General features: G+C 62.0%; 15 protein-coding genes. 10 read left to right on the top strand and 5 right to left on the bottom strand.

The annotated features are described in order from the left end of the window. On the top strand, nt 1–2,073 hold the full coding sequence (locus E5W87_RS09320; RefSeq protein WP_292396305.1) for a TRAP transporter permease: 2,073 nt from the start codon (nt 1–3) through the stop codon (nt 2,071–2,073). Continuing rightward, the gene (locus E5W87_RS09315) at nt 2,070–2,453 is read left to right on the top strand and encodes a DUF1850 domain-containing protein (protein ID WP_292396304.1); all 384 of its coding nucleotides are present in this window, start codon (nt 2,070–2,072) and stop codon (nt 2,451–2,453) included. Before E5W87_RS09320 ends, E5W87_RS09315 begins: the two co-directional genes overlap by 4 nt. A gap of 95 nt (nt 2,454–2,548) precedes the next feature. Here the strand turns inward: E5W87_RS09315 and E5W87_RS09310 are convergent, their stop codons facing one another. Then, nucleotides 2,549–3,544, bottom strand: a complete 996-nt coding sequence (locus E5W87_RS09310) for a nucleoside recognition domain-containing protein (protein WP_292396302.1) — start codon at nt 3,542–3,544, stop codon at nt 2,549–2,551. Nucleotides 3,545–3,658: 114 nt separating this feature from the next. Between E5W87_RS09310 and E5W87_RS09305 the strand changes: the two genes are divergently transcribed. After that, the gene (locus E5W87_RS09305) at nt 3,659–4,111 is read left to right on the top strand and encodes an Lrp/AsnC family transcriptional regulator (protein WP_292396300.1); all 453 of its coding nucleotides are present in this window, start codon (nt 3,659–3,661) and stop codon (nt 4,109–4,111) included. A gap of 81 nt (nt 4,112–4,192) precedes the next feature. Here the strand turns inward: E5W87_RS09305 and E5W87_RS09300 are convergent, their stop codons facing one another. Both E5W87_RS09300 and E5W87_RS09295 read right to left on the bottom strand, forming a co-directional pair. Next, nucleotides 4,193–4,636 carry a thiol-disulfide oxidoreductase DCC family protein gene (locus E5W87_RS09300; RefSeq protein ID WP_292396299.1) on the bottom strand — a complete coding sequence of 148 codons (444 nt, stop codon included), beginning with the start codon at nt 4,634–4,636 and terminating at the stop codon, nt 4,193–4,195. Nucleotides 4,637–4,833: 197 nt separating this feature from the next. Beyond that, entirely contained in the window at nt 4,834–4,980 is a 147-nt protein-coding gene (locus tag E5W87_RS09295) for a hypothetical protein (protein WP_023801394.1), read from the bottom strand. A gap of 149 nt (nt 4,981–5,129) precedes the next feature. On the opposite strand from E5W87_RS09295, the gene E5W87_RS09290 reads away from it, so the two are divergent. From E5W87_RS09290 to ligD, 3 genes are all read left to right on the top strand, one after another. Next, the gene (locus E5W87_RS09290) at nt 5,130–5,288 is read left to right on the top strand and encodes a hypothetical protein (protein WP_292396298.1); all 159 of its coding nucleotides are present in this window, start codon (nt 5,130–5,132) and stop codon (nt 5,286–5,288) included. Nucleotides 5,289–5,389: 101 nt separating this feature from the next. Continuing rightward, nucleotides 5,390–5,896: a ferritin-like domain-containing protein gene (locus tag E5W87_RS09285; protein WP_292396296.1), complete on the top strand. Its 507-nt coding sequence runs from the start codon at nt 5,390–5,392 to the stop codon at nt 5,894–5,896. Between the two features lie 153 nt (nt 5,897–6,049). Then, on the top strand, nt 6,050–8,593 hold the full coding sequence (ligD, locus tag E5W87_RS09280; RefSeq protein WP_292396295.1) for a DNA ligase D: 2,544 nt from the start codon (nt 6,050–6,052) through the stop codon (nt 8,591–8,593). 3 nt (nt 8,594–8,596) lie between these two features. Here ligD and E5W87_RS09275 read toward each other — a convergent pair whose 3' ends face one another. Beyond that, nucleotides 8,597–9,271 (bottom strand): winged helix-turn-helix domain-containing protein, encoded by a 675-nt coding sequence (locus E5W87_RS09275; protein ID WP_292396293.1) that lies wholly within the window; start codon nt 9,269–9,271, stop codon nt 8,597–8,599. Here E5W87_RS09275 and E5W87_RS36045 point away from each other — a divergent pair. The 3 genes from E5W87_RS36045 (at nt 9,207) to E5W87_RS09260 (ending at nt 10,350) form a co-directional block, all read left to right on the top strand. After that, on the top strand, nt 9,207–9,566 hold the full coding sequence (locus E5W87_RS36045) for a DUF1127 domain-containing protein (RefSeq protein ID WP_367118807.1): 360 nt from the start codon (nt 9,207–9,209) through the stop codon (nt 9,564–9,566). The genes E5W87_RS09275 and E5W87_RS36045 overlap by 65 nt on opposite strands. 110 nt (nt 9,567–9,676) lie before the next feature. Next, nucleotides 9,677–10,009, top strand: coding sequence for an NIPSNAP family protein (locus E5W87_RS09265; protein WP_292396290.1), 333 nt, complete (start codon nt 9,677–9,679; stop codon nt 10,007–10,009). Then, nucleotides 10,006–10,350: an antibiotic biosynthesis monooxygenase gene (locus E5W87_RS09260; protein ID WP_292396289.1), complete on the top strand. Its 345-nt coding sequence runs from the start codon at nt 10,006–10,008 to the stop codon at nt 10,348–10,350. Before E5W87_RS09265 ends, E5W87_RS09260 begins: the two co-directional genes overlap by 4 nt. A gap of 6 nt (nt 10,351–10,356) precedes the next feature. Here E5W87_RS09260 and mbfA read toward each other — a convergent pair whose 3' ends face one another. Further along, nucleotides 10,357–11,340 (bottom strand): iron exporter MbfA, encoded by a 984-nt coding sequence (gene mbfA, locus E5W87_RS09255; RefSeq protein WP_292396288.1) that lies wholly within the window; start codon nt 11,338–11,340, stop codon nt 10,357–10,359. A 175-nt stretch (nt 11,341–11,515) separates the two neighbouring features. Between mbfA and E5W87_RS09250 the strand changes: the two genes are divergently transcribed. Then, nucleotides 11,516–11,839, top strand: coding sequence for a hypothetical protein (locus E5W87_RS09250; protein WP_292396287.1), 324 nt, complete (start codon nt 11,516–11,518; stop codon nt 11,837–11,839). The last annotated feature ends 35 nt before the right edge of the window (nt 11,840–11,874 follow it).

Genomic DNA, 11,874 nt, shown 5'->3' with positions numbered 1-11,874 from the left:
ATTCTCTCCCCCACCGCCGAGGCCCCGGTCGAAGGGCTGCCGCCGGGTTTCGGCGAAGGCATCGCCGGCAGGGCCGCCTTTCTCATCGCCATCGCCTTTTCCATCTTCCAGATCTACATCGCCGCCTATGGCAGCCTGCCGAGCCAGGTGGTGCGCGCCATGCATGTCGGTTTCCTGCTGTTGCTCGGCTTTGGCCTGATCGCCAATCTGCGCGCCAAAAGCGCTGCGGCGAAAGCAGCGTTCTGGGCGCTCGGCGTGCTCGGCTTCGCCACCGGCCTGTACAATTGGGTGTTCTATGCCGACCTCATCCGGCGCTCCGGCTTCCTCACCACGACGGACTTGATCGTCGGCGCGGTGCTGGTCGTGCTGGTCTTCGAGGCGGCGCGGCGGTTGATGGGGCTGCCGCTTGCCCTGATCGCCTTGATCTTCCTCGCCTACGCATTCGCCGGCAATCATCTGCCGCCGCCCTTCATCCATCGCGGCTATGATTTCGCCCAGCTCGTCGACACTTTCGCCTTTGGCACAGAAGGCATATACGGCACGCCGATCTACGTCTCGGCCGCCTATATCTTCATCTTCGTCGTCTTCGCCGCCTTTCTCGAACGCGCCGGCATGATCGCGCTGTTCAACGATTTCGCGCTTGGCCTGGTCGGCTCGTGGCGCGGCGGCCCGGCCCAGGTCTGCGTTCTGTCCTCGGCGCTGATGGGCACCATTTCCGGCTCCGGCGTTGCCAATGTGGTGGCCAGCGGCCAGTTCACCATTCCGCTGATGAAACGCTTCGGCTTCCGCTCGGCGTTCGCCGGCGCCGTCGAGGCGACCTCCTCGATGGGCGGCCAGATCATGCCCCCAGTGATGGGTGCGGTCGCCTTCATCATGGCCGAGACGCTGAACATCCCCTATGCCGAAGTGGTCAAGGCGGCGATCATCCCGGCGCTGCTCTATTTCGGCGCCTGTTTCTGGCAGGTGCATCTGGAAGCCGGCAAGGCCGGCCTGCACGGCATGGCCAAAGCGGATTTGCCCAATCCGTGGGACGCGGTGAGAATACATTGGCCGTTGGTGCTGCCTCTGGCAGCGCTCATCTATCTGCTGTTTGCCGGCTATACGCCGATCTTCGCCGGAACCATGGGGCTGGCGCTGACCATCGTGCTCATTCTCGGCACGCCGCTGGCAGCGTTGATCGGGCCGCTTGCCTTCCGCATTGTCTTCTGGCTGGCGCTGGGGCTCGCCGCCGCCTCTTTCATGAAGTTCGGCGTCAATATCCTCAGCCTCGTGATCGCTGCGCTCGTTGTCGCCTGCTTCACCTTCAAGGGCGGACGCGAGACGTTGCAGATATGCGTGGACTCGCTTGCCGAGGGAGCTAAGAACGCGCTGCCGGTCGGCATCGCATGCGCCATCGTCGGCATCGTCATCGGAACGTTGACGCTCACAGGCATCGCCTCCACCTTCATCGGCTGGATCATCTCCATCGGCGAGGACAATCTGTTCCTGTCGCTGTTGCTGACCATGCTCACCTGCCTGGTGCTCGGCATGGGCATCCCGACCATCCCTAACTACATCATCACCTCGTCGTTGGCCGGGCCGGCATTGCTCTCGCTCGGCGTGCCGCTGGTGGTCAGCCACATGTTCGTCTTCTATTTCGGCATCATGGCGGACCTCACCCCGCCGGTGGCGCTGGCCGCCTTCGCCGCCGCGCCAATGGCCAAGGAGAGCGGCCTCAAGATCGGCATCCAGGCCACCAAGCTTGCCGTCGCCGGCTTCGTCGTGCCGTTCATGGCGGTCTACACCCCGGCGCTGATGTTGCAGGACGCCGGGCCGATCGCCGCCCAGTTCGGCTATCCCGTCGAGGTCGTCTATATCGTTGCCAAGGCCTGCATGGGCATCGTCCTGTGGGGCGCGGCCGCTGTCGGGTTCCTCGCCCGGCGCATGGCCTGGTGGGAACGTCTCGTCGCCTTCGCCGCCGGCGTGCTGCTGGTTGCCGCGCTGCCGCTCACCGACGAGGCCGGCTGGGTGCTCTCTTTCGTCTGGATCGGCTGGCACTGCTGGCGTGCGCGGCAGGCGTCCGGGACCGCATGAGCCTCTGTATCCTGGCCGCCGGCAAGACGATGACGCTCACTGTGGCTGCCTTCACGCTGTCCTGGACGCACTCGGTCGAAAAAGCGCATTGGCAGGAAGACTGGAAGGTCGTGCCTTCCGGCTTGCAAATCCTCGAGGCACGGATCAAGGGCTCGGGCGCCGGCATGGAGCCGCCCGAAGGCTCGGTGCTGCGGGACGGCTGGTGGGTCTATACGCCCAATATCGGTCTGCAGCGGCGCCTTGTGCTCGCCGCCTCAGGCGCGACGGGTGAAGGCTGGACGCTGTGCACGGTTCAGGGCTGTCGCGAACTGGGCAGGGCTGCAGGCGACACGATCTTGCTGGAGCCGTGCGGGCCGGAAGGTTCGAGCCAGCCGCGGTAGCGGACGATCGGCAAGGGGTGCTAAAATCTCGTCCTCAGTTTCGTAGGACGTCGAGCGCGGAATAGCCACGTTGGCAGGCCGAAGACGCTCCATCGTTAGCCGCCAAACCCGGATTCCGACTGAGCAAGCCGATGTTCTCCCTTGTGGAAGAATGCTTTGAAAAACGTAATGTCGGAAGCCGAACTGACTGCCCGGGCGATCAACGCGGTTGCGAGCACGGCAAAGATCAGGCGAACGACGAACACACTGGTGAAGTCTGCACCCAGAGCGACGACAACCAGTGTGTCTTCTATGATGCTGTGGGCAAAGCCCATAAACACGCAAGCGAGGAATATCTGGCGCGGCTCTACGCTGCCCGTGCGCGCCTCGCGGAGCAGCAGTCCCGCGCCATAGGAAATTCCAAGAAGTAGACCGACCGCAGTGAACGGTACCGCTTGCGACTGGATGCCGGCAAGGCGAAAGAGCGGCGAGAGTCCCCCGTTCAGCCAACCAAGGATGCCCGACATCTTGAGCAGCTCGATCAGCCAGCTCAGTGCAAGGAGAATGACGAGCATGGCTGCCAGGGTTTTGAGCATGCTCAGAAAAAAACTGCTCCAATCAGTGCCTTCGCTCATTGGTACCCACGCCGGCTTCAGCGGCTCGGATAGCCATCCGGTTGCTGCGAATATCTGGTACAGGAGCATGGCAAGGATCAGTCCGCCGCCAATACGAAGCGCCGCGGTGACCACGAAGCTTGGCCCAACCTTCTGAATGATGCGCTGTTCAATCGGAATGGCATGCGCAAATAGCAAAAGGGTTGAAAGAACGGTCATGTCGGCAGTGCTCAGCGTCGAAACCGGCGCCAGCGTGAACACCGTCACCACCGCGCCCCAAATTCCCACCAGCAACCCTGTCAGCCAGGCAAGGGCGAGCTCGGGCGGCAGTCCAACCATCGTCATGAGAGGCGCGAAGAACGGAGAGATCGCCCGAATAACACCAAGATCCTGCAGAATCTGGGTGACGATCGTGACCGGAACGATGATGCGAACCAATTCCCAATAGATTTCAAGCGTTTCCAGCGTCTTTCGATAAAGGGCGGCAAACACTGCCATGGCGATGTCTCCGTTATTGACGCCAAATGACTACCGTCAGACGGTTCGCATTTGTGGTCAAAATTTGCGATCTTGTGCAATAAAATTGCAGGTAGACGACAGCGGAGGACCGGAATGGACCGGATCGACAGGAAGCTTCTCAAGCTTTTGCAAGAAGACGCTTCGCGAACCAATGCCGACCTGGCGGCGGAGGTCGGGCTTTCGCCCTCCAGTTGCTTGCGCCGCATACGGCGGCTTAAGTCAGCCGGTATCATCGACCGCGTTGTCGCGCTTCTTAATCCAGCCAAGGCCGGCAGGGGGATGAAGGCTATCGTCACGGTCGAACTGGAGCGCCACGGCGAGCAATACATGCGCCGCTTCCTCGAGCTTGCCGCCATGGAACCAGCGGTGATCCAGGCCTACAGCGTGAGCGGCTCGACCGACGCTGTCCTTATGCTGCGCCTGACGGATATGGAAGAGTTTGATGCTCTGTGCGAGCGGTTGTTCCGGGATCAGACCAATGTCGCGCGGTATTACACAATGTTTGCGATTCGAACCGCCAAGGAGACGACCGCAATCCCGCTCTAGATTTTCGGAGAACCTTCATCCGCAGCGCCCCCAACGGCCGATCTGCCCGACTGAAAGGCGAAAACCCCTGAGGCTCGGCGCTTAGCCAATCAGCCGCCTTTTCAGTTCAGCGGAGGGAATCTCGCAGCTCTCTTTCCTGCCGAACAGCGCGTAACGGTTCTTTGCAACGCGATCATAGAGCCAGTTGCGAAGCGGGCGCGGCAGCAGGAGCAGAGACCTCGCCGCCCGCCACGGCCAGCCCAGTTCGGCCATGACGGCGACGAAACTGTCCAGGCGGGTGAAGGCGGCGCCGTCGATGAGGGCCAGATTGGTCTCGTAGCTGTCCGTCCGCAGCCCATATTTTCGAAACAGCGCTTCGCCGAGCGGCGACTGTGCCGTGGCGAAGCGGAAGTGGCTTTTGCGGTCGAGCCTGACCACCATGCGCGCGAAGCCCGAGCACAACACACAGACGCCGTCGAACACGATCAACGGATGGCTTGCATCGAAGGCTGGCTTTTCAGGAGGATGGTTTGGCTGGATGGTCACGCGAGCCTCGGCTGCTTGGTGTCAAACGACACTTAAGCTTGCCGGCGGCGAGATCAAAGCCCCAGAATCTCAGAACCTTGGCGTTGCCGCACGCCGCCTGTCGGCGAGCGCAGGACGCTCCGTGCGATAGGTCGTCGCACGGTGATCGGCGGCCGGCCTGCAGATCCGGCTGTCATGACGGCTTTCCATGGTCGTCATCAGTGCGCGCTGATGCCGAGCGTGTGGCCGCGGCGTGCGCAAGCGGGGCCGGGGCCGCGCATGTAATAGCGCTCCGGCCGGTAGGTCGGCGCGACGAATTCGCGGATGGCGGCAGCGTAGCCGATGAGGTGCGTCAAGAAGTTCATTTTCCCTGTCCCTGTCCCGATTTCGGATGTCCCTTCCGAATTGCGGACATCATAGCGTCGAGGCGTGAATAGTCGGTGAACACGATGTTAATATCTGGTCGAAAATGCCTTGGTTCGTGGCCGCAATGCGGCTGATTCGGGGTCTTTCCATGCAGTTCGTCGGCATTTCGGTCGGTGTGACTTTTGCATCACATATGTTTCGTTTGGATGTCGCTGCGGCGCGCTTCTGTTTCAGCCTTGGCCGGCGCCGCGAAATTTCCGTGCTTGCCCAGGGAAAGTCAGGAACCCGTCCGATTGCCGCACGTTGACGGCAAGAGCGGGGACCAACCCGGCTCCAGCAGACAGCGGCTTCCGCGCGGAACCGCCGCCGGAACCCCAACACAGCAAGAACGACGGAAAGGCAAAAGCCATGGGTTTCTTTTCCAAAGACATCAAGACGCTGGACGACCTCTTCGTCCACACGCTGCGTGACATCTATTACGCCGAAAAACAGATCGAGAAGGCGCTGCCGAAGATGATCGACAAGGCGACCGATCCGCAATTGAAAGCTGGCCTGGAGAAGCACCTCGGGCAGACCAAGGGCCATATCGAGCGGGTTGAGAACGTGTTCGAACTGCATGGCGTGAAAGCCAAGACGGTCAACTGCCCGGCCATCGACGGCATTCTTGAGGAAGCCGATGAAGTCAGCGGCGACATCGACGACAAGGATGTTCTCGACGCCGCCCTGATCGCATCCGCGCAAGCGGTCGAGCACTATGAGATAACCCGTTACGGCACGTTGATCGCCTGGGCCAAGCAGCTTGGCCGCACCGACTGCGCCAATGTCCTGGCCAACAACATCAAGGAAGAGCAGGCGACCGACCGCAAGCTTACCGAGATTGCGGAGGCCAAGGTCAACCTTCAAGCCGCCGAATAGTTCTTCTCGATCGAGGCAACGCCGGGCAATCCGGCGTGCCTCGCTTTTCGCGGGCCCGGAACTGAAACGGTTTCTATCCGTTCAAGGCCTCGTGCCGGCGTCGCCAAACCGAAGCCTTCGACGCCATAGCAAGTCCGCATAGGATCGCGTGTCATGGCCAGCCTTGAGCAGTATCACGCCAAGCGCGATTTCAAGAAGACCGCCGAGCCGGCCGGCAAGGTCGTTCGCAATAGGAAAGGTGAGGCCGGCGGCATCTTTGTCGTCCAAAAGCACGCCGCGACGCGGCTGCATTACGACCTTCGCCTCGAACATGATGGCGTGCTGTGGAGCTGGGCGATAACCCGGGGACCGAGCCTCGATCCGCACGAGAAGCGGCTTGCCGTGCATGTCGAGGACCACCCGATCGACTACGCTTCCTTCGAGGGCACCATTCCCAAGGGCGAATATGGCGGCGGTTCGGTCATCATCTGGGATGAAGGCAAATGGCAACCGGAGACCGACCTGGCCCAGGCGATGAAAAAGGGCCATATCAGCTTCGAGCTCAGCGGCCACAAGCTGAACGGTCTCTGGCATCTGGTGCGCCTGAAGCCGCGTCCCGGCAAAACGTACGACAATTGGCTGCTGATCAAATCCGACGATGCCGCCGCCCGACCCGGCGAGGACATCTTGCAGGAGGCGCCAGAGTCGGTGAAGTCGGGCCTAACGATCGAGGAGGTCGGCGAAGGCAAGACCGCCGATGGTAAGAAGCCAAGGGTCTGGCATTCGAACAAACGGCCCACCAGCAAGGCGAGGGCCAAGGCGGCAAAGCAGCTCGAATTCATCGAACCATGCCTCGCCACACTGCAGAGGGATGCCCCTCCGGGCAAGGAATGGCTTCATGAGGTGAAATTCGACGGCTATCGCATGCAGGCGCAGCTTGCCGGCACAAAGGTGCGGCTCTTGACCCGCACCGGCCTCGACTGGACGCACAAATTCGGCGGCGAGATTGTTGCGGAACTCGGGCGTCTGAAATGCACCGATGCCATCATCGACGGCGAGATCGTCGTGCTTGCAGACAGCGGCGTCTCGTCTTTTGCTCTGCTCCAGTGTGACCTGTCGGCTGGCCGCACGGATCGTCTTCTCTATTACGTCTTCGACCTGATGCGTCTCGACGGCGAAGACTTGCGCACCGAGCCGCTGGTCGAACGCAAGCAGGCTTTGCGGGACTTGCTTGGCAAACAGCCGGACAATTCGGCAGTCCGCTTCAGCGACCATTTTGCCGAACCGGGCAAGGCCATGTTGGAGCACGCCTGCCGCATGGGGCTGGAGGGCATCGTCTCAAAGCGCGCCGACGCGCCCTATCGCAGCGGCCGCGGTCTGTCTTGGGTGAAGTCAAAATGCACACTGCGCCAGGAATTCGTCATCGGCGGCTATATGCCGTCGGACAAGGCCGGGCGCGGACTGCGCTCTCTGCTGGTCGGCTATCACGAGGGCGGCAAGCTGCACTATGCCGGCCGCGTCGGCACCGGCTTTTCGATGCAGAGCACCAACGAGCTGAAGAAGAAGCTTGATGTGCTGAAGGCGAAAACCTCGCCCTTCGACAGGGCGGTACCGAGGGGCAAAGGGCCGGGCAAAGGAGTGGTTTGGGTGAAGCCCGACCTTGTCGGCGAAGTGGAGTTCCGTACCTGGACGTCCGACCGTATAATACGCCACGCCTCGTTCCAAGGATTGCGCGAGGACAAACCGGCGGAGGAAGTCGTGCAGGAAAAGCCGAAGGCATCCGCAGGCAAGGCCGATACCAAGGCAAAGCCTGCAAGAGGCAAAGGCGAGATATCCACCTCTGTTGAATCGGCGGGGGCGGCAAAAACCGTCGTAAAGCTTTCTCATCCCGACAAGCTTCTGTGGCCGCAGGAGAAGGTATCGAAGCAGGGCCTGCTCGATCATTACGCTTTGGTCTGGCCGCGCATGCAACAATTCGTCGTCAATCGGCCGCTCAGCCTGGTGCGCGCGCCGGACGGCGTCGAGGGCCAACGCTTTTTCCAGAAGCATGCATCGGCCGGCATGCATGACAAGATCGCCAGGATGAAGGATCCGACGGACGGCGAGGAGATATTGTTCATCCGCGATTTCGACGGTGTCGCTGCCTTGGTCCAGCTCGGCGTGGTCGAGATCCACATCTGGGGCTGCACCATCGACGAACTGGACAAGCCGGACCAGATCATCTTCGATCTCGATCCCGACGAAGGCGTCGACGTGAAAGCGGTGCGCGCGGCGGCGCTCCAAATTCGCGGCCAGCTCGATGAGCTGTCCTTGCCGAATTTCGTCAAGACGTCGGGCGGCAAGGGCTATCATGTCGTCGTGCCGCTGAAACCGTCAGCGGATTGGGATGAGGTGAAAGACTTCGCCCATGATTTCGCCCGCGCGCTAGAACAGGCGGCACCCGACCGCTACACGGCGACGCTGTCGAAGAAGGCGCGCACCGGAAAAATCTTTGTCGACTATCTGCGCAATAGCCGCGGCTCGACCACGGTGGCGCCCTATTCGTCGCGGGCCAAGAAGGGCGCTACCGTATCGATGCCGGCGACCTGGGCGGAGATCGAGGCCGGACTGGCGCCGAACGCCTTTCCGATCGGCGACAAGACGACGCTGAAGCAGTTGGCGAAAGCCGATCCCTGGGCGGATTTTTTCAAGCAGGGCAAGCCGCTCAAGCGCAGCTAACAATCAAGCGAGAAACACCTTCTCGAACGCCTGCTTGCCCGTCGGCGAAAAGATCACCGCGCGGCTGTCTTTCTCGCGTCGCGCCCATTTTTCCAAAAGGATCTTGTCGAGAATGGCCGCACCCAGCGTGCCGGCAAGGTGCGAGCGCCGCACGCTCCAGTCGAGGCAGGCCCGGCACACCGGTCGTCGCGCCTTGCTCTCGACGTCGATACCGAGCGCGTCGAAATGCGAGGCGGCCGACGGCCCAAGCCTGATCTCCTTGTCGTCGCGTAGGAGCACTTGTCGAGCGACAAGACAATCCAGCATCGCCACGGCCTGCTCGCCGGCGAGGTGGTCGTAGCAGACCCGCGCCACGCGCATGGCCGCGTCGCGCGGACCCGGCCGCACCCGCTGCGGCCCGACCGCAGCGGCGACACCGGTGATGGCTTCGATCATGCCAGCCACCTGCGGTCCGGCGAGGCCGTAATAGCGATGCCGCCCCTGGCTTGCCAGCGTCAGCAGCCCGCCCTCCATCAGTTTCGACAGATGCGAGCTGGCGGTCGGCAGCGACACGCCGGCCTCGAGCGCCAGTTCGCTCGCTGTCAGTGCCGTGCCGCCCATCAGTGCGGTCAGCATGTTTGCCCGTGCTGGATCGCCGACCAGGCTGGCGATGCGGGCTATGTCGGGTCCTTCACGCATAGTTCGTCCTTCATCGAAGCATTCTTGTCAGATAATCATTATTCTCGGCTCAGATCAAGGAGCCGACGATGACCGCAAGAGCCGCCCCCAACCCTGTATCGCTGGCCGCTTCGGCCGCCTGCCGTTCCCGTTCGTGACCTTGCGCCGGATGCATCTGTGGCTCCTAGCGCTGTGGTACGACCGTCATCTGCAGCGCCTCGACCTCGCCGAGATTGACGAGCACCTTTTGCGCGACCTTGGCCTGACGCCAGAAGACGTTCGCCGCGAATGCGCGAAATCCTTCTGGCAAGCATGACACCGGAGAACATGACACCGGAGAACTTGCCTAGCACATCGATCCGCTGAACGTTTCGACCCCGCTCGAACTATCGGCGCAACGAACCAAATCCAGCAAGGAGACAAACGATGACCATCACCTGCTTTATCCGCTACGAGATCGACCCGTTCGGCAAGGCGGCGTTCGAGGAGTATGCCCGCAACTGGGGCCAGGCGATCCCGCGCTGCGGCGCCGATCTGATCGGCTATTTCGCGCCGCACGAGGGCTCGGCGACGACCGCCTACGCCGCCTACAACATCGACAGCCTGGCGGCCTACGAGGCCTACCGTGTCAGGCTCGCCGCCGATCCGGCCGGCAAGGCAAATTACGAGTTCGCCCGGCGTGAAAAATTCATCCTGAAAGAAGACCGCACGTTTCTGAAACTCGCCTCCGGGCCGCATGCCTCTCTGGTGAAACTATGATCGCCGTCATCTTCGAGGTCGAGCCGGCAGCGGGCAAGCGCGATGCCTATCTCGCCATGGCAGCCGACCTGCGCCCGCTGCTCGACGGCATAGACGGTTTTCTGTCGATCGAGCGCTTCCAGAGCCTCACCGACCCGACACGCATCCTGTCGCTGTCGTTCTGGCGAGACGAGGAGGCGGTGAAGGCCTGGCGCAACACGGAGGAACATAGGCGGGCCCAGAAGGCCGGCCGTGGCGGTATCTTTGCCGACTATCGTCTGCGCATCGCCCATGTCGTCCGCGACTATGGCCTGACCGAACGTGCAGAGGCGCCTGAGGACAGCCGGGCGCTGCATGGGTAGGGCTTTCTAAGCATTCCCGATCAGCACGCCGGCCGCAAACACCAGCGCGCCGCCCAGCACCACCTGGAAGGCGGCGCGCCAGAACGGAGTCTGCATATAGCGGTTCTGCACGAAGGCGATCGCCCACAGTTCGAAGAACACCACGACCGCGGCGATAATCGTCGCCGTCCAGAAAAACGGGATGAGGTAGGGCAGCGCGTGGCCGAGGCCGCCCAGCGTGGTCATGATGCCGACTGTCAGCCCGCGTTTCACCGGCGAGCCGCGGCCCGACAGCTTGCCGTCGTCGGAGGCGACCTCGGTGAAGCCCATCGAGATGCCGGCGCCGATCGAGGCGGCAAGCCCGACCAGAAAGGTCTGGAATGTGTCGTGCGTAGCAAAGGCGGCGGCGAAGATCGGCGCCAGCGTCGACACCGATCCGTCCATCAATCCGGCCAGCCCCGGTTGCACATAGGTCAGGATGAACTGGCGCTGCTCGGCCGCGGCTTCCTCGTCCTTCACCGCACCCGGCACATGCTTTTGCTCCAGCCGCTGCGCCAGCGTCTCATGGCCCTGTTCGGCCACCGCCAGATCATCGAGCAGCTTTCGCGTCGAGGCATCGCTGGTGCGTTTCGCCGCCTCGACGTAGAACAGATACGCCTGCCTCTCCATCGACTCGGCCTGTTGGCGCACATGCTCGATGCCGAGCGGCCTGACCAGCCAGTCGGGCTTGCGTTCGTAATAGCCCTTCACATGCTCGCGCCGGATCAGCGGAATGCGCTCGCCGAAACGCTCGCGGTGAAGCTCGATCAGCGAGTCGCGATGGCCGTCCTCCTCCTCGGCCATCTCCTCGAACACCTTGGCCGAATGCGGAAAACTATCCGCCAACCCGTCGGCATAGGCCCGGTAGATACGCCCGTCGTCTTCCTCCGAAGAGATGGCGAGCGCCAGGATCTCTTGCTCCGAGAGCGATTCGAACGGACGGCGGCCAAAGCCGAAAACACGGGAAAGCATGAGAAATTCACCCTAGTTTAGAATAGTTCTAAACTATGATCTGGCGCACCGTTGGTCAATCGCGCCGGTCGCCCGGAGGTTCAAAATTATTGGCTCCAAGTTCCCCGCCGCTCTTAACTATTGGCGAATGTTCACCTATATAGCCAAACCTAAGCCAAGAGAAAGGAATCCGTAGATGCCGGCAAAGCAGCCCATCCATGCATTTGACCCGAAACCCGTTCTCGACCTTATCGCCAATATCGAGGCCGACCTGCAGCGCCTGAAAGGCCTGGTCGAGCAGCAGGTCGAAAAGTTCGATCCCGCCAATCCGCACAACAAGGCCCCCGACGGCAAGCTGACCGAGGAGGGCGTCGAGTGCTGCTACCGCATGTTCGACGAGGGCAAGTCGCGCTACTCGGTTGCCCAGCAGATGAAGATCTCCTTCGCCGCCGCTACCCATCGCTTCAACAACTGGCGCAAGATGGGCGGCGCCAAACGGAAAAGGGCGCTTTTGGGGTGAGGAGCGGTCGGCGAAGCCGACCAATCGACAACGAT

The sequence above is a fragment of the Mesorhizobium sp. genome, from assembly GCF_004962925.1.
In the GTDB taxonomy this organism is placed as follows: Bacteria; Pseudomonadota; Alphaproteobacteria; order Rhizobiales; family Rhizobiaceae; genus Mesorhizobium.
Note: the sequence above shows the minus strand (reverse complement) of the source record. Positions and strands in the feature narration are given on the sequence as shown.

Excerpts from the sequence above, each read along its gene's own strand:
- E5W87_RS09310 (WP_292396302.1), bottom strand. The coding sequence starts at position 3,544 with ATGGCAGTGTTTGCCGCCCTTTATCGAAAGACGCTGGAAACGCTTGAA.
- E5W87_RS36045 (WP_367118807.1), top strand. The coding sequence starts at position 9,207 with ATGTTTGCCCGTGCTGGATCGCCGACCAGGCTGGCGATGCGGGCTATG.
- E5W87_RS09315 (WP_292396304.1), top strand. The coding sequence starts at position 2,070 with ATGAGCCTCTGTATCCTGGCCGCCGGCAAGACGATGACGCTCACTGTG.
- E5W87_RS09265 (WP_292396290.1), top strand. The coding sequence starts at position 9,677 with ATGACCATCACCTGCTTTATCCGCTACGAGATCGACCCGTTCGGCAAG.
- E5W87_RS09290 (WP_292396298.1), top strand. The coding sequence starts at position 5,130 with ATGCAGTTCGTCGGCATTTCGGTCGGTGTGACTTTTGCATCACATATG.
- E5W87_RS09275 (WP_292396293.1), bottom strand. The coding sequence starts at position 9,271 with ATGCGTGAAGGACCCGACATAGCCCGCATCGCCAGCCTGGTCGGCGAT.
- E5W87_RS09250 (WP_292396287.1), top strand. The coding sequence starts at position 11,516 with ATGCCGGCAAAGCAGCCCATCCATGCATTTGACCCGAAACCCGTTCTC.
- ligD (WP_292396295.1), top strand. The coding sequence starts at position 6,050 with ATGGCCAGCCTTGAGCAGTATCACGCCAAGCGCGATTTCAAGAAGACC.
- E5W87_RS09285 (WP_292396296.1), top strand. The coding sequence starts at position 5,390 with ATGGGTTTCTTTTCCAAAGACATCAAGACGCTGGACGACCTCTTCGTC.
- mbfA (WP_292396288.1), bottom strand. The coding sequence starts at position 11,340 with ATGCTTTCCCGTGTTTTCGGCTTTGGCCGCCGTCCGTTCGAATCGCTC.
- E5W87_RS09305 (WP_292396300.1), top strand. The coding sequence starts at position 3,659 with ATGGACCGGATCGACAGGAAGCTTCTCAAGCTTTTGCAAGAAGACGCT.
- E5W87_RS09295 (WP_023801394.1), bottom strand. The coding sequence starts at position 4,980 with ATGAACTTCTTGACGCACCTCATCGGCTACGCTGCCGCCATCCGCGAA.
- E5W87_RS09260 (WP_292396289.1), top strand. The coding sequence starts at position 10,006 with ATGATCGCCGTCATCTTCGAGGTCGAGCCGGCAGCGGGCAAGCGCGAT.